Origin of the sequence: Actinobaculum suis, assembly GCF_900618115.1 — a bacterium.
Taxonomy (GTDB): domain Bacteria; phylum Actinomycetota; class Actinomycetes; order Actinomycetales; family Actinomycetaceae; genus Actinobaculum; species Actinobaculum suis.
This window is the reverse complement of the sequence record NZ_UYIO01000001.1, coordinates 2,310,166-2,328,453: the sequence shown is the minus strand read 5'-3', so window position 1 is coordinate 2,328,453 and position 18,288 is coordinate 2,310,166. Positions and strand designations below refer to the sequence as shown.

The window sequence follows — 18,288 nt, the reverse complement described above, 5'->3', positions numbered from 1 at the left end:
TCCTATAAAGTTTCGATTTTGGGGAGTTCTGTTCCTTCCCCAAAAAATTCGTATCCAGCAATCTCGATAGGCGGCACGTGATCAGGGTTTTTCACCCGAATGTCCATATAGAGACTGGTTCCGAAAAATGTTGTTTTCTCACCATTCGGTAGGAAGCCCATTGCTCGCACGATTCTCCGCGCGGTTTTACGGGCCTCATAAATCAACGCCTTCCGATCATCGGTGAGGTCGTTTATTGCGAATCTGAGCCTTACCAGGCCCGGCGAAAACACGATGTCACTCATTTTTCATGCCGCCTGCCTGCGAGTAAAGAAAGGCCGCCACCTTTTGCGCGTGGTTTTCGCGCGCCGGCCCTGAATTTTCTTGGCCGCGGTTTCCTGCATTTGCAGTTCTAGCCAGCCCCGCATTTCCCCGATATGTGGGCAATCCTCGATATGTGGCGTGAAAGCATATTTACTCATCGCTGTTTCCTTCCTTAGTGGTTTTCGGCCATGTCATATTGATTTCTTGGGCCGGGCGGGCCGCCCGCTTCCGGCCCCGGGCCCGGCGGCGTTGCTGAGCCTCACGCAACTGTCGATGTGTGTCCTTCCGGCCGATCACGTAGGCCGACACGATTCCAAAACCGAAAAACAAAATGCCTAAAACGCCTGCGAGTAGGCACGCTCCGAGGTCTTCCCATCGATCGCCTACGGCGTATGCGCCGCCGATCATGAATGCCATGCCGCCTACTAGGCCGCCTATGGCCGGGTAGGTCAGGTCAGGCCGGCGGGGTGAAGTCTTCTTACCCATTACGCATTACCCCCTTCTTCTTTTCTTGTTTCTTGCCAATCGCTGTAAACTTGGCCGCCCCGCCTCGAGAGGTTCATGTTGGGCGGCCCGCTCCGCTAAAAACAGATCCTCCCCATAGGCGATGCGCGCCGCGCGTTCCAGGCCGGCCCGAAGCTCGAAAGCCGCATTACGAGCGGTGAGAGCGCGAACTCCTAGCTGGGTGGTCAAGAACGGCTCACCCGCTTCCGTAAACTTTTTCTTCATCACGCCGTTCATATTGGTGAGGCACATGTCCGCCTCATCTAGGCATTCATTGGCAGCCTTTGCCAGGCCTTGCGCCCGCTGAAGCCAATAAATATTTCTGCCGTACGCATCCAGGGCTAACCCAATAGCCATTTTTTCAACGCTCATCACAATTGCCCCCATCGGTATCTAGCTGTGCGCGTGCCATATCCGCAATGCGGGTGTACTTGCGTAGCTGACCCATCGCCATCCAAATATCGACGAGCGCATCCCTACAGTGCAGTCGCATCTGCGCGGCGTATTCCTCGCCGTAAGCCTCGCTTATCTTGTTTCCCTGCCGGATGAAAGCCCTACACAGCTCTTCGAAAGCTCTCAGGGTCTTCGTCGAGTCATCTAGCAGCCCCATTAGTGGGTGTTCCAGAGGATTGTTTTCATTCATGTTCACCGCGTTTACCCCTAGTCTCCGAGTAGCCAGGCGCGGGCTACCGACTCAACCCTGCTGGGTCTGCGTAGTAGGGAAATTGCTTCCCAGATATCGAGGTGTGCATCCCTACAAGACCGCTCCAACTGAGTGGTGTATTCTTCGTCGAAGAAATCGAGGATTTCGGCTCTCTGCTGACCGAAGGCCGTGAGCAGTGCTTCGAGAGCGCCCCGGGCGGTCGTCAGGTCGTCTAGGAATCCCCCGAGTGGCTGATCCTGGGTATTGGTTTTATTCATTAGTGTTTTCCTTTCGCCGAAGTAACACAGTTTTTGCATTGGCCCGCACCTCCATAGGTGCGAGAATTTGGGAGCCGGTCTTGAGGGATGCCGGGGGCGCGCATGACCGCCCCACATTGGGCGCATGTCCCTGCGAAATATGGCGATCCGGCCCCGGGCGTGGTGGTTTCTAGGGACGGTTCCGGTTTCTTCACCGCCGGCGTTTTCTTTGCCGGCGTTTTCTTCCGGCGGGCCGGTCGCTTCCGGTCCCGCAAAAACTTCCGATAACACCACCCACACATACCCCGACAACCAGCCCGAACGGTGCCCGGGTAGGCCGCCTCAGGCACCCCGGCCGGCCGCGTATCCGCCCCACACTCCTTGCAAGGGAATACCGCCGCCTTAGCCGCCTTTTCAGGGACGCGTACGAGCCGCGCCGCGGGCGGGGTCTCAGCCAGCTTTTTAGCCTCACCATCCGGTAGCGGCAAGATCGTGATGGTTTCGGTTTTAGCCCGGAAATCCTGACTCTCGACCGCAACCCCACATTCGGCCACGGTCCCGCGAGTGCTGTACTTTGGCACGCCCCTTGGTACGTAGCCGCGGGCGCGTATAGCGGCGGCGAATTGCGCGAGCACGGCCCGGCGGATATCCGCCCGAACCCCGTCTATGGGGATTGTGTAGGTGGCGTGCACATACCCAAAATCGCGTTTCAAAATTTGCATGTGTTATCCTTGCTTTGTAATTGCTATGGGTGGAACCAGTACCAGAAACCTTGTTTTTTGGTGCTGGTTCCCTTTTTTTCTTTTACTTGCCCGGCCCATAGGTTTTCCCCTTCAGGCGCGTAGTAATCCCAAACCGAGCCAGCAACTTACCCATTTCGGAAAAGGGGATTTTTCTGCATCCAGTAGATGCGATCCGCTCATCCCACTCGCCACTATCGGCCGCTTGGCGCATATCCAAGATCGCGCCATCTCGCAGGACTCCGGTCGCTGAATGTTGTAGGTCTCCATAGGCTTCACCCCAATGGCATTCAAGGAATGCGGGGACGCTGGTCCAGAAGTAGGCCCAGGGAGTGCCGTGTATGACGCCCCGCGAAAGGTCAGAGGAACACCACTTCCGGGCGTCCTCCACTGTGGCCATGAACCTGACCCCGCTGTTATTTCCGGCCGCGGTGGCCGTGTAGAGGAATGCGTATTTTTCGAGCTCGCCCAGGTCTTCTACCCGTGGAGCTACCGAATTGATAGCGGTTTGCGGGTTTTCGGCTGGAGCGTCTACGAGTAGCGCGAGTTGTTGTGCGCTGGTCATTGTCTGCTCGCTCCGATCGGGCTACCTGCTCGTAGATTCGAGAAATTTATCTAGGTCGTAGGGCCTGATTCTCCAGAGCCGGCCGGCCCTCACGCCCTGTAGGTCGCCGGCGAGTAGCCAACGGCGTACCGTGCCTTCACGGACCCCTACTTTTTCTGCGACTTGCTTTACTGAAAGCAAATTTTCTGTCTGTGTGCTCATATGGGTTCACCCTCTTCTTGCTTTCTTGTTAGGCGGCTTTCGCTTCACACCGCGGGCGCCCAATGGCGGTAGCGGCGGCGATTAGATTGGCGGGCGTCAGTTCGAGCAGTGCCGCGAGCGCCGCGATTTCCGAATAACGAAAATCGCCAACCCCGCTAAGTTTTCGGTGAAGCGTCGAGTAGGGAATGCCGGTTTTCTCCGAGGCTCGTTGCGTCGAGCACCGCTCACTTTTCAGTAGTGTCCGAATGCCTCGCGCGAGGTATCCGGAAAGTTCGATGGGTTCCATTTTCCACACCTTTCGTGTCTGTGAGGATACACTAGCGCGGTTTTCGAATAATGTCCAATCGGATAGTTTTTCACTCACGCTTGATACGGAAATGTCTCGCGTGATAGTGTTTGAGCATGTCTCCATATATCAAGGCCCATAATGAGGGCTTCAACTCTTGCATGGCATCGGCCCTCCGCGCGCGGCGCGCGCAAGTTGGCCTCACGTACGAGGAACTGGCAGATAAAACCGGTATTCCACGCATTTCACTTGCGCGGCTATTTACGGAAAAACGGCCCATATACATAACGCAGCTCGCTTCCATTGCGGAAGCCTTGCAAAGCACGCCCGGAGAGCTCACCCGGGAAGCTGAGCGCGAATCCATGCGCCGCCACGGCAACCCTTGGGGATTCCCGCAAGAACTGGCCGATTCTGCTCCCGGTTCGCCGCTCGATGGGATTGACCCGATCACCTACACGGAAGAAGCTTTAGCCCGGGCCCGGTTAGCCGCAAGCCAAGAAGAGTACGGGGCAGCCGCGAACCGGCCCCAACCAGATCGCGAGCGCGAAGACGGCGCGTAGTTGTGATGCCTTCAATCAGCCTGAAACCGGCAACAGAAGACCGGCTAGTAGCTGAGCTTTATAAACTCGGTGTGTGTGTCGTTTATGCGCCGATCAGCGGCGCTTCCGGCCACTACTACCATGAGGCCGGGCTTGTGGTAGTTGATTCTCGCACTTCGCCCCGCTGGCAAATATGGACGCTCGCTCATGAGCTTGTGCACGCGTGGCGTGGCGATGACGGGCCACAGCCTGCGAGTGTTGAGGCGTTGGTAGATCGCACCGCGGCCCGGCTCCTAATCAGCGGGGCCGAATACGCACTAGCAGAGCAACTTTACGGGCCGAATATTTGCCTGATTGCGGAAGAGCTTGGGGTAGTGCCTGAGTGCGTGGAGGCTTATCGGGCGTGGCTGACCCAGACGCGCGGCGGGTCATAGTTGGTAGGGATACGTACGGGGATACGGGCCGCCCGAACCGGCGTGTTTGGGCGGTTTTGTTCGAATCCCCCACCCTCCGCGTTAGCCGGTCTCGCCTCGCGCGCGACCGGCTTTTTGGTGCCGCCCCTGGCTGCGTGCTTGACCTCGGCAGTGATAAGACGCCGCACCGGCACCACCCGCACGGGTACCACACCAAACCGGTGCGACGCCGCACCGGAAGGATGCCCAAGCCGGAACCACACCTAAGCCGGAATCGCCCCAAACCGGTACGCTGGTTGCCATGGCTCAAGTTCCGATTTCGGCAATTCATCCTACCCCGCAAGACCACCTCACCATGGAAGCGCTGTTCAGCGCCCCGATCGACGTTTTGGCAGCTCTGCAGCGTCTTGCCGATTCGGACGGGAGGCCGCTGCAGATCGGTATTTCCGCCGCCACCGCAGAAGGTGAAATGCGGGAAATCGCCCCGGAAGAGGCCGCGTCTGCCACCGGTCCGCTGATTTACCACTACCAAGCGGAGGGGACCACCGTGTTGCTTACCCCGCTTTCGCGCCCGCTCCCGGCCGGTGAAACGCGCCTGCCCGAACACAGTTTCCACATCAAAATCACGATGCTCACCCCGGCGGGGCGCGCCCGTGCCGGCCAACAAGCTGTGGCAACTCTCAGCGATACCGCCATGCTCGAAGGTCGAGCCGCCATGCGTAACCTCTTCCGCGCTTACACGCCGCTCGCCCGTAGCCTCATGAACGAGGCGGCCGCCGTCGGAATCGTCCGCCGCGAACTGGGCATCGCCTACCCGGCGCACGAAATCGCCAACTTCGACCCCGAGAGCCCCACACCCTACCTACTATGGATTTACATTCCGGTCGTATCTGGCGATCTGCGGTACGGCAGAACCGTGGGCTTGCCCCTCTTCGGGCACCTTGACCTGCAGGTCTCGCAATCCGTACAGTCTGCCGAAGCCGTGTACGAACTCCTCGTGAACATTGCGGGTTACATTATCGACGACGGCGCTACCCTCATGCCTGGACAAACCGTGGAAGCTCCGGGAACCGGGCAACTGGAAATCTCCCAAGCCCAGGCTGTGGGCGGCGAAGAGGAAGTACTCGCGCTCAAGTACTAGCGACTATCGGTAAGCGCTAACTGACTACCAGTAAGTGCTACTGGTAGTCAGTAAGTGCTAGCGGACTATCAGTAGGTATTAGCGACTATCGGTAAGCGCTAGCAGCCGATGAGTGACTATTACCGGCCGCACACCCCGCAACCTCAGCCCATATGCCGGTGCGGTAGCCCTTATACCCGGTGCGGTAGCCCTCATGCCCGGTGCGGTAGCCCTCATGCCCGGTGCGGTAACCTGCGCTCCCGCAGTTGCGGCAGTTGGTGCCAGGTGAGAGGAAGCCGAAGGCACCGGGCGAGGCCGCGACTTGCGCTCGCGGCGGTGCGTTCTAAAATGGAAAGGTCCGCGCGGTGGCAGAGCCGGACATCAGGAATAACTGCGCGTGCGAAAGCCGCTGAAATGAAGCGGCGAAACTCGCCGAAACGGCGAAACTCGCCGAAACGGGGAAACTCGCCGAAACAGCGAGATCCGCCAAAAACGGGGGAACCCGCCGAAACAGAGCGGAGCGCGGCGCGCGAAACCTGAATTTCCAGTACGGGCAGGAGAGGTATTGCCTGCTCGTATCGCACTGATATGGGAAGGGAACTCATGGAAGCGCAGTCCACCGCGCCGGAGGCGCGGTTTGCCGATATCAAAGGTTCGAGACTTTATAACTACGTTGGTATTTTCTTCGTTTCGTTCCTCCTGATTTCGAATATCGGCGCTACCAAACTCATTGGCGTACACATCGGGCCTTTGAATCTGGATCTTGTGTTCGACGGCGGGGCAATCCTTTTCCCGCTCACCTACATAATTGGCGATTTGCTTTCTGAGGTGTACGGGTTCAAAGCGGCGGCCCGCACAATCGTGCTCGGTTTTGGTATCCAAGTTCTGGCTAGTTTCTGTTTCTGGCTGGTACAAATCGCTCCGCCCGCTGCCGAATACGTGAACCAGGAGGCGTATGAGGCCGTGCTTGGCGTAGTGCCGCGGTTTGTGGCCGCCTCCGTGTGCGGATTCCTCTTCGGCCAGCTCATGAATTCGTACGTGCTGGTTTGGATCAAACAAAAATTCGGCGAAAAACGGATGTGGGTACGGCTCATTTCCTCCACGATCGTCGGCGAACTCGTAGACACAATTATTTTCTGCTTCATTGCCTGGGGCGCCGAAATCTTGGCCGGCAACCTGAGCTTCGCTACCATTTTGAACCTGACGCTTACCGGCTGGATCTACAAGATCCTGGTGGAAGTGGTGCTCTTGCCGGTAACCTACGCGGTGGTCGGCCGGGTCAAACGCGTAGAAGGAATCGCCTAGCCGGCGAGCAAAGAGTTGGGCAGTTTGGCGTGCCGGAGCGGGCGCAAACAGAGTTGGGCGCGCCGGAGCCAGGAATGCGCGCGAGGACATACAAGTATGAACGGGAGGGACCAGATTTGAGCGGGAAGGATTCGATGCAGGATCGCGGTTTTACGGTGCAGTCGCGGCTGGAGGTAAAGCGCGGGGCTCGTAACGGCCGACCTTTAGGGCGTACCGGAGTTATCCACACCCCGCACGGGGATATCAAAACTCCCGCTTTTATCCCGGTTGGCACTAAAGCCACGGTAAAAACGCTTACCCCGGAACAGGTGGAAGCTACCGGGGCACAGGCCGTGCTTGCCAATGCCTACCATCTGTATTTGCAGCCCGGCCCGGAAATTGTGGACGCCGCAGGCGGGCTGGCCGCTTTCATGAACTGGCACGGGCCCACCTATACCGATTCGGGTGGATTCCAAGTGCTTTCGCTCGGTTCCGGATATAAAAAGATTCTCTCTGCCGAATATGCGGGCGCGAATGCCGGCATGGCGGATTCCGGCGTCGCCCCGAAAACTGGCCGCAATAAGGATAAAGAACGCCTTGCGAACGTGGACGAAGAAGGTGTGTGGTTCCGTTCCCACCTGGATGGTTCCAAACATCGGTTCACCCCGGAAGTTTCGATGGGGATTCAGCACCAGTTGGGTGCCGATATCATGTTCGCTTTCGATGAGCTCACCACTTTGCTCAATTCGCGTGCCTATCAGGAAGAAAGTTTGGAACGCACGCGGCGCTGGGCGGAAAGGTGCCTACGGGAACATCGCCGGCTCACCGAGGCACGGGCCAGCAAACCCTACCAGCAGCTTTTCGGGGTAATCCAGGGCGCCCAGTACGAAGATTTGCGGCGCAAGGCTTCCCGGGATTTGGCGGCCATGCGGATAGACGGCCAAGAGTTCGACGGTTTCGGAATTGGCGGCGCGCTCGAGAAAGAAAACTTGGGTGAAATCGTGGCCTGGTGTTGCGACGAATTACCGGAAGACCGCGCCCGCCACCTGCTCGGCATTTCCGAACCGGATGATTTCTTTGCCGCGATCGAATCTGGGGCGGATACTTTCGACTGCGTGAACCCTTCCCGCGTGGCTCGCAATGGCGCTATTTACTCAGAAGACGGCCGTTTCAATATCACTCGCGCCCAATTCCGCGCCGATTTTTCGGCCCTCACCCCGGAATGCGACTGCTACACCTGCACGAATTATTCGCGGGCTTATATCCACCACCTGTTCAAAGCCAAAGAACAATTGGCGAACACCCTAGCCACGATCCACAACGAGCAGTACACCGTGCGGCTCGTGGCACGCATCCGCGAAGCAATGGAAAACGGCACCTACGAAGAATTCAAAAAGGAAACCCTGGCCCGCTTCTATGCCGGCGGGTGGGGCCGCAAAGTAGCGCCGCAAACCCGCCGGCGCGGCAGCCGCAAGGGCGCCTAGCGAATCGCCCGTTTAGAACCGCCGGTCTGATGCTTGGCGCAGTGCTTCCATGGTCGCCGCGTCCGGGAACTGCCGGATTTCGTAGCGCGGCGGCCAAATGCCTTCCGCCGGCCGGATCCCTTCCGGCCACACATCGCGGGCAATATCCAGGCGGATAGTAACGGTCGAGTTCGAACCGGCAGGTGCGGCGTCGTCGGTAAACGAAACATACTCCGCATCCCCGGGGATCGAGCCGTGTTCGTAGGAACGCAACCACCGCGTAGTGGTTATCGTGCGCCCGCGCACCTCGTGAGTGGAGAAAGCGGCGAGCGTACCATCCTGGTTTGGCCAGTTTTGCATGTACTTTTTCTGGTTCCGGTAGATACGTTCACGGAAAGTGCCGCGCAGTTCGGAAAGGATCGGGTAGGAAGGATCGTCCGGGAGGGGGATCCACTCTGCCCAGCCGTCCGCCGCCACCGTGTGCGGGAGCGGGTAGATAACGCCGCGTTGATTGACCGTCTGCCGGAATGTACGGAATAAGTTCGGCAGATACGGATCATTTGCCATAACAATTAGCAACCGCGAACGGGTGGCGGGAATGAAAAGCGGGAAAGTCTCCGGGTTTTCTTCGCTCAAAGAGCGCGCCACCGCCTGGATGAGGTCCAAATCCGCAAACCACGAGCTTTCATAATTGGGTGGCCCGGTGAAAATCATGACGCGAGCTCCAGCTTCGCGAGTTACCCCCAGCTCCAAACCGCGTTTGCCTAAATTGTAGTTGAGCTGGCGCAATGCACTAACCGACTCGCCAAAATGCGCACCGAGATCCGTAGCGGAACGATCCAAACCCAGGTCCGAAAAATACAGGGGCACAATGTTTTCTGGCGTGTCGCGCGCCAGGCCTACGCCCACAAAATCCGTGAGTGGAATGTAAATTAACGAATCGTCCTGCGAATCATCGTGTGTGCGAATAAAATAATCCGCCGCACGCACGATCGGCAAGGTGAGCGTAGAACCGTCAAAGGGGTCACTTTCCGACGACGTCGCGGTCACCTCCGCGGAACCCTGGGCCGGGTGCGGGGACGGGACTGAGGTCTCCTCAAAAGCGGGCGGCTTCGCCCCCGAAATGCCAATTGAAATCAGCCTATCCAAAAGCTTTTTACGTTCGGCTTCCGGTGCATCCTCGCGAATCATCTGGAAGGGACGGAAACGGAAGGTACGGCCATCGGGCAGCAGAAAATCGAGCCATTCGCCGTCCGCGTTTACCAACGCACCTTGGAGTTCTGGATGGTGGGCCGCAACATCGAGGGCCCAATTCATTAGCGACATAGGGTTATTCTTCCAGATCTGCGCCCGCCGCGGGCCAAAGGCTTTGTGGTGTTCGGTGCGCAATGTGCGATTAAAGCACGAGCAAAGCGGGTGGCGGAACGCACGTCTGGCAGCTGCAGCCGGAAGGGCGGCGGGCATGTACAGCCGGCAGGGCAGGGAACATGTACAGCCGGCGGGGCAGTTGGCGGGTGCCGGCCGCAGCCACTGCACGCCGGCGCTTGGTTCTCGCGGTGTCCGCCGGCGCTTGGTTCTCGCGCTGGCTTGCCGTTTCGGTTCCCGCTTTGTCCGCCGGTGCCCGGTTTTGCCATCGCTTGGCCTGCCTCACCTAGTATTGTGGTTGAACAGAGCGAGATTGCGAAGTGAGGGAACAATGGCCGTTTCACGAGTGATGCCGCTTGCCGGAAAAGGGTTTTTGGTGGCGAGCGATTCGGGTGTGCTCTTCCTGCCGCACGCCGAACCGACGCAAGCGGCCGAATTGTGGCGCCTCCTCCACGACGGCCCGGTCGGTTTTGCGAGCGTGCTGGGCGAACTGTTACGCCTCCCGAACAGCGTTTTCGCGCTCGCTGCTCCCGCCGGCGAAACCACGTTAGTGGTTACGCGCGGAATGCGGGTGTGGGATATTTCCGGCACCATAATTGCCGACGGCGCACAAGCTTTCACTTGGACTGAAACCCGGGTTCCTGCCGGCACGGAGCTGTATTTCGGGGAAGAACCTATGCCCGCCCAGCTCGGCTCGCAATCAAATGTCCTGCCGCTCACCGATGGCGTGGTGCAAGCCGGCGGCGCCATTTTGAGTTTCGCACCGGTCGCGGAAGCCCAGCCCGCGCCGCAGCCGGGCCCGGCAGATTTCGACCAAATAGCTGATTTCGATCAGGTACTTTCCGGGGAAAGCCCCACTCCGGGCGCGGCAACGCCCGCAGAATCCGGCGCGGGCGGGGAAAGGCCGGGCCGGCGTTCGGCCACGTGGATTGCGGCCGCCGCGGCGGGCGCGGCAGTAGCCGCTACAGCCGGAGCCGGCGCGGTTGATCCCACGGGCCCCACGCTGGCTTTTGACACCGGACGCCTGGGCCTCTTGATATTCTTCGTGGACCCAGCACGCAATGCGGGTGCGGAGCAAAACGCTACCGGCGGGGCCGGGAGCACTTACGGCGAGGCAGATAGTTTTACGGACAGCCAGGAAATGCTGCGCGGGCCGGAATGGACGGTGGAGTTGCGTGGCGACGTCGTTATCGGTAGGCAGCCGCGCGGGCAAGCACGCCCGGGCCACGAAGCTCCGCAACTCGTAATGGTTCCCAGCCCGGCGCTGGAGATTTCTCGCGTGCACTGCGAGGTGCGGGTAGACGGGAATGAAGCGGTGATTGTGGACCGCGATTCGAATAACGGCACTTACGTGCTACGAGCGGGTACCGAGCCGATGCGGGTGGCCCCGGAAAGTCCGGTGCTTTTGCACGACGGCGATATTATCGACATCGGCGAAGGTGTGCGCTTCGAAGTGGCCTACGGGATATAGGGCGGTTGGCCGGCCAAGCCGCCAGGTGGGACCGCCGCGGGCGACGCGCGAGCGCTCCTAGCTCGGCGCGCTCGCGAAACTGGTGGCGCGGTTGGAAACACTGGTGGCGCGGTTGGAAACCTAGCCGGCGGGCGGAGATGCTGATTGCCGCGCAGTGGCTAGCCTTCTCCTAGTGCGCTTGCCCCTTTTGGTTCCTAGTGTTTGCGGTAGAGCGTTTTGCGCTGATATTTCGGCTCGCTAGTGACGTTTATACCCAGGTTCCGGAAAATGCTTTCGTCTACCGAGCCCAAAATGGTGGTGGTATGCACATCGCAGCCGCGCAGGTTGCGCAACTGGGCGAGGGCTTTGGCAGCCAGCTCGTTCGTGGAAGCGGAAACGGCTAGGGCGATCAGCACTTCATCGGTATGCAGACGCGGGTTCAAAGATCCCAAATGTTCCGTTTTCAGGTTCTGGATCGGGGCGATCGCTTCCGGGGAAAGCAGCTTCACGCGGTCATCAATCCCGGCCAAAACCTTGAGCGCATTGAGCAACATGGCGGAAGAGCAGCCGAGCAGTTTTGAAGTTTTCCCGGTAATAATCGTGCCGTCGGGTAACTGCATGGCCGCCGCCGGCTGATGCGTGGCCTTCTCCTTCGCCAAAGCGGGCGGAACTACCTTCCGCATGCCCGGCTCCAAACCAAGCTTGGCCATAATGAGCGCGATCCGCTCGGAAGCGTGCGGCGCTGATTCAGTTTTCTTTTCTTCGACCAAAGCTCGGTAATAGCGCCGCAAAATCTCCGCGCGGGCAGCGGCCTGGCAAGCGGCGTCGTCGGCAATACAATAACCGACCATATTAACCCCCATATCGGTGGGGGACTGGTACCGGGTTTCCCCAGAAATTTCGCGCAATAACAGGGAAAGTAGGGGGAAGACTTCGACGTCTCGGTTGTAATTTACGGTTTGTTTTCCGTAAGCCACGAGGTGGAAGGGGTCGATCATATTGACGTCGTCCAGATCGGCGGTAGCGGCCTCGTAAGCCAAATTCACGGGATGGTCGAGCGGCAAATTCCAGACCGGGAAGGTTTCAAACTTCGCGTAATAAGAAGAAATACCGCGCTTATTATCGTGGTACAGCTGAGAAAGGCAGGTGGCGAGCTTGCCCGAACCCGGCCCGGGCGCAGTGACCACCACGAGGTCGCGAGCCGTTTCCACATATTCGTTCTGGCCGAGCCCTTCTTCCGAAACCACCAGTTTCGTATCTGAAGGGTAGCCGGCAATCCGCCGGTGGCGGGGCGCGCGCAGGCCCGCTTTTTGGAGCCGACGCCGGAAATTCCGCGCCTCCCGATTTCCCTCTTCATACTGCGTGAGCACCACGTTTTGTACCAGGAATCCTGCCCCTTGAAAGATATCCACAAGGCGGAGTACCTCGTCTTCGTAAGTGATTCCAATATCGGCGCGCTGCTTATTTTTGAGGTCTTTAGCGTTCACGACGACGAGGATTTCCAGCTCGTCCTTCAGCTCTTCCAACATGCGGATCTTCAGATCGGGCGCAAACCCGGGCAAAACGCGAGAAGCATGATAATCATCGAAGAGCTTGCCACCCAGCTCGAGGTAGAGCTTGCCGCCAATAGAATCGCGGCGCTCCTTGATTTCCTGAGATTGGAGGCGGATGTACTTTTCCGCATCGAAAGCGGTAGGCACGGCGGGGGTGGAGCTGGATGTTGCTGAGCCTGTGGCTGTGCTGGGCGTGGTCGGTGAGTTTGCTGCGCTGGCCGCGGTGGCGCCTGTGGCTGCGCTGGGCTTGGCGGGGGAACTGGCTGCGCCTGTGGCCGTGCTGGGCTTGGCGGGGGCGTTGGTAGCGCTGGGCGCGGCAGTCGCCGACCGTTTGGAGCTGTGCGCGCGCTCGGGTAATGCCTGGTTATTGCTATTTACTGCTTCGCCCACAAAAGCCCACTTTCACGATGCAAACGGTATCGGGAATACCCTACTGCAAAAGTTGCGGGCCCCGCCGGCAGCACGCGATTATTCACGCACGCGCTGCTAATTTTCATGCAGGCGCGCTGCCGGTTTTCCCGCAGGCGCGCTGCTGGTCTTCACGCACGCGCGTTGCCGGTTTTCGCGCACGCGTTGCTAGTTCTCACGCACGCGCGCTGCCGGCGGGGCCACGCAATTATTGGTTTTTTGCCGAAGCTCTACTTGAGATCCGAGGCAGGCAGGTCTTGTACGGAATCGTCGGCGCGTTCTACAACCCAGGCATTGGCTTGGGCTACGGGCCGTACGGTCACGGTGTCAATGTTGACGTGCTTGGGCCGGGTTAGGGTCCAAGAAACAATGTCCGCGATATCTTCGGCGAGGAGCGGTTCAGCTACGCCGCGGTAAACATTCTCTGCGGCGTCTTCCGATCCGAGGCGGTTGAGAGAGAACTCTTCCGTCATCACCATGCCGGGGCGGATTTCGATTAGCCGTACTGGGGAACCTACTCCTTCCCAACGCAGGCCATCCTTGATGAAACGTTCACCGTGCTTGGCGGCCACATAACCGGCCCCGCCCGGGTAGAGTTCCTGCGCGGCGGTTGAAGTAAGGAAGACGATATCCCCGCCCTTTTCCTTCATGCGCTCATAAATCGGCTGCGTGATGCGCAAGGTGGCCAGGACGTTGATGTTGTACATAACCTCCCAGTCATTTACTTTGCCCTCTTCCACGGTATCGGCTCCGCGTGCCCCGCCCGCGATGTTTACCAGCCCGGCCAGTTCGCTATCTTTGTAGGCATATTCAACCAGGTTGTTTACGGATTCTTGGTCCGTAAGATCCGCAGCGAAGTAATCGCAACCAATTTGCTCAGCCAATTTGGCGAGGCGTTCTTCCCGACGTGCGGTCGCAATAACCGAGAAGCCGTCTTTTACCAGGCGGCGAGCGGTTGCTTCGCCAATACCGGTGGAAGCTCCGGTTACCAGAATTCGGCCCTTGCTCATTGTTTTCCTTTCGGTCGGTGTTTGGCTTGGTGTTGCAAGTGAGTAATCGCGAAGCAGTTCGAACGCCGTCTTCGTATCTTCGGAGTGTGCTTCATCAACTGGACAAATTCTCACGCGTAGAGTGAGGAGTTAAAAGTGTACTGCGATGCGTCGTACACGTGATCGCCAACTTCGACAATGTTTCCCTGCGAATCGTAGGCATCTCGATGCATCGTCAATAGCGCCGCCCCGGGCTCAAGGTCGAGTAGCTCTGCTTCTCCGGGTGTTGCGTTACGTGCTCCGATCGTTTGCATTGCCGAATACAGCTCGACGCCGTTTTTCCGGAGCGTTGCGTACAGACCTTCGGACGAAATTTCGGTAAGTGAAGGAGCTATGGATGAAGGGAGAATATTGTGCATTAACGCGAGCTTAGTGCCGTTCGCCAAACGTACCCTAACTATCGTAACCACTTCAGTTCCGGGATCGCATTTTAATCTCTGCGCGAGCTCTTCATCTGCAAGGGCTACTGAATAAGAAAGCACCTCGGTTGAAGTTGTGTATCCCGCACCCTTCAGGTCTTCATCAAGTGATGTAAGACCAAGGGGGCGGCGTACGTGTTCGGGCGTAACACGAGTTCCGGCACCGCGTTTGCGAACAACTAGTCCCATATTTACTAGGTCTTGAAAGGCGCGTCGAACCGTAGGGCGCGATACCTCCAACCGAGCAGCTAGGGAAACTTCATTTTCCAGAAGCTGGCCGGGAACTAGCTCACCGGAGCGAATACTTGAGGCTATCGCTTTGGTGATTTGCGTATATAGGGGAGCGTCCTCGCTCCGATCAATCGACATTGAAATAACAGCAGGTTCGTCTAGGTTGATGTCAGTGCAATTCATGCGGTCCCTCCAATGGTAGGTAGTTGCATTTGGCGTGGCTACCTTGGCATGCGTGGCCAACCCGCTTCACGTTCTGATGCTTACGTCCGGTACTCCAATAGGTATGCCAGCCCGAGCAATCGAGTTGTCGAGCACAATTATACTATTCTCCCAAAGCGCGAACTTGAGCCCATATAAGCAGATTCAATATTATTCAACAAGTCTGTGATTGCTTGGTGGGCGCGCGAAGAACGTGCAGTTTTATCGCAAATGCTAGGCCATACCGCCAAGGGTTCGTGTTGCCCACCGCTTGTCCTTCCAGCGGCAAGAGTAAACCATGTTGTTTTGAGGTAACTATTTCAGTGCAGTTGTGTAAGCCCCAGTATGTGAAGCAGACACTGCGTAAACGGCGTCAAGAAATGGCTGTTTCAGACGTTGAAAACCGCGCAATATGTGCAAACAGTGTTGCATAAAGCAGTGTTATTTGTAGGTGCAAACTAGGAATCGGGTGGACGAAAGTGGGCGGGAATCGATAATTGCGTATCGATTCCCGCCCACTTTACGGAGCTCGTTCTAAGGAGGCCTCTTGAGGAGCCTGCTTCGTAGAAGAGCTTCTTTATGGATGGTGCTCAATTACGATAGTTTGATCATTACCTTCGATGATCCGGTAGAACGGTCTGCCGCGGTTTGGAAGGCGGTGGCCGCTTCGTCGATCGTAAATTCGTGGGTCATTACCGGCGTGAGGTCAAGGCCGGAAGCTATGGCCGCAACTGCGTCGCTGATTTCATCGATGAAGCGGTACGAACCCTTATAGGTGATTTCGCGTGTAACGAGCTGGCCAAGGTTGATCGGAGTGGGCGAGCCAGGAAGATTTCCGACCTGTACCATCAATCCGCCGCGTACGGTTGCCATCAGGCAGTCGCCAATTGTGGCGGGAGCGCCGGAGGCCTCAAACGTGATGTCTACGTTTTCCGGCAGGTCTTCCCCTTCGCCGCGATTGATTAGGTGGTCTGCGCCGAGCGCGCGGGCGATTTCCAGCGGGCTTTGCTTTACGTCGGATACGTAAACTTCTTCTGCGCCGGCATGTTTGAGGGCGCCTACGGTGAGAGCCCCGATTGGTCCAGCGCCGTTCACCAGAATCCGCTTGTTTTCCAGCGGTCCTGCAACGTTGACGGCATGCATAGCTACGCCGAGTGGTTCGGCGATAGCGCCTTCTTTGGTGGAGACGTTATCGGGTAATTTACGAAGCTGATCGGCGCGGGCAACCCGATACGTGGAGAAACCGCCCTGTTCGTGGGGGAAGAATGCGGCAGAACCGAAATACCGTACTTCTGGCCACAAGTTATCGCGCCCCTTAAGGTGTTCCGGAACTGTGTAATCACCTACATAAGTAGCCGGATGGATCGTAATTTTGTCACCAACGTTCCATCCTTGTACGCCATCGCCGATTTGATCGATGGTGCCGGCAACTTCATGCCCAAGAATTAGTGGTTCTTTCAGGACGGCGGTACCGGAGGCGCCGTGGCGCCAGTAGGCAATGTCGGAGCCGCAGATTCCGCCCCATTCCATCTTGACGCGGACTTCGCCCGGGCCGGCTGTAGGGTCAGGAAGCTCCACAACTTCTAGATTATCGGCACTTTTAACTTGAATCGCTTTCATTAGAATGCATCCTCCTTGATAGTGAGATCGCGATCCGTCACATCTGGCATGATGATTGAGGTTACAAAAACCACTCCGGTATAGAAGAACATCAGCACTGCGCAGGCAATCCAGGAGCCGTTGAATAGCTGCACCAACCATGCTGCGATTAGCGGGCCGAAACCTGCGGTGATGAGGTTGGGGATTTCCTTCGAGAGAGCGAGTTGTTCGTATCGGTGGGCTGAGCCGAAGCATTCGGCCATCGAAATGTTCTCAAGGGAGAACAATGCCAGAACCGTAATGTTGTGGAGAACTATGTAACCGATAAAGAACATTAGGTCTGGGTTGCCGAAGTGGGGAATGCTTACTCCGTCAACCAATTCGGGTGTGTCTGCCACTCCGCGGTTGTTCATCATCGCCAGGAAGCAGGGGATAATGAGCAAAAGTCCAATGCCGGTGATGATCGTGTAAGTACGCTCGCGCCCAATCTTGTCACCAATTATTCCGATAATCGGGACGGTGATGAAACCTACTAACGAGGAGTAGACGACGACGTTTGACGCGACGTCCTTCGAAACTAGCCAGTAAGCGGTAAGGAAGGTAATAAGGAAGGTCTGGACCATGCCAGAGTTTCCGGACTGACCGAAGCGCAGCAAGCAGGCAGCAAGGAATGCCTTCCACGAACGCTTAACCTTCATCCGCTCAGACGCGGCCACTCGCTTCGCTTCCTCGCGTTCGCGCTTCTTGTCAGCCTTAAGCTGGGCGCGGCGCTCCTTCTTGGAAGGAAGAGGCTTATCGTATTCTTCCAAAAGCTCTTCATCGCTGAGGACTTCTTCCATCCCCGCCTGCTGCACCTTGACGAAAACGGGAGATTCCTTGAGGTGCGCACGAACGAAGAGCGCTAGTCCAAGAAGTACGATAGATCCGATAAACGGAATACGCCAGGCCCATGCAATTACACCATCGGTGCCAACAACGCCCAACAGGATTGCCCAGATAAGGCCAGCTCCGAGCGTTCCGGAGTTTGTACCGAGCGCAACCAGGGAGGAAATAAGCCCGCGGCGGCCCTCGGGTGCGTATTCGGCCAGCATAACCGACGCCCCGGAAATTTCTGCGCCAGCACCAAATCCCTGAGCTAGGCGGAGCACCACGAGAAGAAGGGGTGCAAGCAGGCCTACCTGCTGATATGTAGGCAAGAAGCCAATTAAGGTGGTGGCAACACCCATTAGGGCGATGGTGATGTAAAGGATTTTTGTGCGGCCGATTCGGTCCCCGAGGCGGCCGAAATACCAGGCGCCGAGCGGGCGGGCTATGTAGCCAACCCCGTAAATTGCCATGGCGCCGAGAATTGCGGTGGCTTGGTCGCCGGCAGGGAAGAAGAGATCTTTGAAAACCAGCGCGGCAGCAAGCGAATAGAGCTGGAAATCCATGAACTCAAGCGCGGTACCGAGCCATCCTGAAACCGCGGCCTTTACAAGATCGCCAGTTGTTCGGTGGGCCGTCGAAGCATTAGCCTTCGCGGAGGCCGGTTCGACAGCCACATCTTTCGAGCTATCTGACATATATAAATATTCCTAACATTGTGCGAATAAGCCTGTGAGGCGTGAGCTTCTTTACTCACGAATTATTTGAAAATTATGCCCATGCGGCAGAAAGTGTTGACGAACACGTCAAATTCAGCATAAAGCAAAAAAG

The 18,288-nt window shown here is 57.6% G+C and carries 21 protein-coding genes; 7 read left to right on the top strand and 14 right to left on the bottom strand.

All coding sequences use genetic code 11. From position 1 onward, the window contains the following. Positions 1-2: 2 nt before the first annotated feature. The 8 genes from H8274_RS09330 to H8274_RS10065 form a co-directional block, all read right to left on the bottom strand. Positions 3-284 carry a hypothetical protein gene (locus H8274_RS09330; protein ID WP_185934389.1) on the bottom strand — a complete coding sequence of 94 codons (282 nt, stop codon included), beginning with the start codon at positions 282-284 and terminating at the stop codon, positions 3-5. A 3-nt stretch (positions 285-287) separates the two neighbouring features. Then, entirely contained in the window at positions 288-461 is a 174-nt protein-coding gene (locus H8274_RS09325) for a hypothetical protein (RefSeq protein WP_156181409.1), read from the bottom strand. Further along, positions 454-789, bottom strand: coding sequence for a hypothetical protein (locus tag H8274_RS09320; RefSeq protein WP_185934388.1), 336 nt, complete (start codon positions 787-789; stop codon positions 454-456). Before H8274_RS09320 ends, H8274_RS09325 begins: the two co-directional genes overlap by 8 nt. Before the next feature lie 6 nt (positions 790-795). Continuing rightward, positions 796-1,179 (bottom strand): hypothetical protein, encoded by a 384-nt coding sequence (locus H8274_RS09315; RefSeq protein ID WP_185934387.1) that lies wholly within the window; start codon positions 1,177-1,179, stop codon positions 796-798. Beyond that, positions 1,169-1,450, bottom strand: a complete 282-nt coding sequence (locus H8274_RS09310) for a hypothetical protein (protein WP_185933921.1) — start codon at positions 1,448-1,450, stop codon at positions 1,169-1,171. Before H8274_RS09310 ends, H8274_RS09315 begins: the two co-directional genes overlap by 11 nt. A 17-nt stretch (positions 1,451-1,467) precedes the next feature. Beyond that, complete coding sequence (locus H8274_RS09305; protein ID WP_185933922.1) at positions 1,468-1,728, bottom strand: hypothetical protein; 261 nt, start codon at positions 1,726-1,728, stop codon at positions 1,468-1,470. Between the two features lie 783 nt (positions 1,729-2,511). Beyond that, positions 2,512-3,012 (bottom strand): hypothetical protein, encoded by a 501-nt coding sequence (locus H8274_RS09300; RefSeq protein WP_185934386.1) that lies wholly within the window; start codon positions 3,010-3,012, stop codon positions 2,512-2,514. 21 nt (positions 3,013-3,033) lie between these two features. Next, on the bottom strand, positions 3,034-3,213 hold the full coding sequence (locus H8274_RS10065; protein WP_185934385.1) for a helix-turn-helix domain-containing protein: 180 nt from the start codon (positions 3,211-3,213) through the stop codon (positions 3,034-3,036). 402 nt (positions 3,214-3,615) lie between these two features. Here H8274_RS10065 and H8274_RS09290 point away from each other — a divergent pair, with 402 nt between their 5' ends. From H8274_RS09290 to tgt, 5 genes are all read left to right on the top strand, one after another. Beyond that, on the top strand, positions 3,616-4,059 hold the full coding sequence (locus H8274_RS09290; protein WP_185934384.1) for a helix-turn-helix domain-containing protein: 444 nt from the start codon (positions 3,616-3,618) through the stop codon (positions 4,057-4,059). Positions 4,060-4,130: 71 nt separating this feature from the next. Next, positions 4,131-4,472, top strand: a complete 342-nt coding sequence (locus H8274_RS09285) for an ImmA/IrrE family metallo-endopeptidase (protein WP_185934383.1) — start codon at positions 4,131-4,133, stop codon at positions 4,470-4,472. A 280-nt stretch (positions 4,473-4,752) separates the two neighbouring features. Further along, the gene (locus H8274_RS09280) at positions 4,753-5,592 is read left to right on the top strand and encodes a DUF4261 domain-containing protein (protein WP_185934382.1); all 840 of its coding nucleotides are present in this window, start codon (positions 4,753-4,755) and stop codon (positions 5,590-5,592) included. A gap of 582 nt (positions 5,593-6,174) precedes the next feature. Continuing rightward, on the top strand, positions 6,175-6,876 hold the full coding sequence (locus H8274_RS09275; protein WP_185934381.1) for a queuosine precursor transporter: 702 nt from the start codon (positions 6,175-6,177) through the stop codon (positions 6,874-6,876). 134 nt (positions 6,877-7,010) lie between these two features. Further along, the gene (gene tgt / locus H8274_RS09270) at positions 7,011-8,339 is read left to right on the top strand and encodes a tRNA guanosine(34) transglycosylase Tgt (protein ID WP_185934511.1); all 1,329 of its coding nucleotides are present in this window, start codon (positions 7,011-7,013) and stop codon (positions 8,337-8,339) included. Between the two features lie 12 nt (positions 8,340-8,351). On the opposite strand, the gene H8274_RS09265 is transcribed toward tgt, so the two are convergent. Continuing rightward, positions 8,352-9,644, bottom strand: a complete 1,293-nt coding sequence (locus tag H8274_RS09265) for a hypothetical protein (RefSeq protein WP_244924594.1) — start codon at positions 9,642-9,644, stop codon at positions 8,352-8,354. A 370-nt stretch (positions 9,645-10,014) separates the two neighbouring features. On the opposite strand from H8274_RS09265, the gene H8274_RS09260 reads away from it, so the two are divergent. After that, positions 10,015-11,154, top strand: coding sequence for an FHA domain-containing protein (locus tag H8274_RS09260; protein WP_185934380.1), 1,140 nt, complete (start codon positions 10,015-10,017; stop codon positions 11,152-11,154). Positions 11,155-11,348: 194 nt separating this feature from the next. Here H8274_RS09260 and H8274_RS09255 read toward each other — a convergent pair whose 3' ends face one another. Further along, complete coding sequence (locus H8274_RS09255; RefSeq protein WP_185934379.1) at positions 11,349-12,833, bottom strand: DUF1846 domain-containing protein; 1,485 nt, start codon at positions 12,831-12,833, stop codon at positions 11,349-11,351. A gap of 7 nt (positions 12,834-12,840) precedes the next feature. On the opposite strand from H8274_RS09255, the gene H8274_RS09250 reads away from it, so the two are divergent. After that, entirely contained in the window at positions 12,841-13,176 is a 336-nt protein-coding gene (locus tag H8274_RS09250) for a hypothetical protein (RefSeq protein ID WP_221884795.1), read from the top strand. A gap of 148 nt (positions 13,177-13,324) precedes the next feature. Here the strand turns inward: H8274_RS09250 and H8274_RS09245 are convergent, their stop codons facing one another. The 4 genes from H8274_RS09245 to H8274_RS09230 all read right to left on the bottom strand — a co-directional run bounded on the left by H8274_RS09245 (position 13,325) and on the right by H8274_RS09230 (position 18,155). Next, positions 13,325-14,104 carry an SDR family NAD(P)-dependent oxidoreductase gene (locus H8274_RS09245; protein WP_185934377.1) on the bottom strand — a complete coding sequence of 260 codons (780 nt, stop codon included), beginning with the start codon at positions 14,102-14,104 and terminating at the stop codon, positions 13,325-13,327. Between the two features lie 110 nt (positions 14,105-14,214). After that, complete coding sequence (locus H8274_RS09240; RefSeq protein ID WP_185934376.1) at positions 14,215-14,976, bottom strand: GntR family transcriptional regulator; 762 nt, start codon at positions 14,974-14,976, stop codon at positions 14,215-14,217. Positions 14,977-15,588: 612 nt separating this feature from the next. Continuing rightward, on the bottom strand, positions 15,589-16,614 hold the full coding sequence (locus tag H8274_RS09235; RefSeq protein ID WP_185934375.1) for an L-idonate 5-dehydrogenase: 1,026 nt from the start codon (positions 16,612-16,614) through the stop codon (positions 15,589-15,591). Further along, complete coding sequence (locus H8274_RS09230; protein ID WP_185934374.1) at positions 16,614-18,155, bottom strand: MFS transporter; 1,542 nt, start codon at positions 18,153-18,155, stop codon at positions 16,614-16,616. The genes H8274_RS09235 and H8274_RS09230 overlap by 1 nt, the downstream gene beginning before the upstream one ends. Between the last annotated feature and the right edge of the window lie 133 nt (positions 18,156-18,288).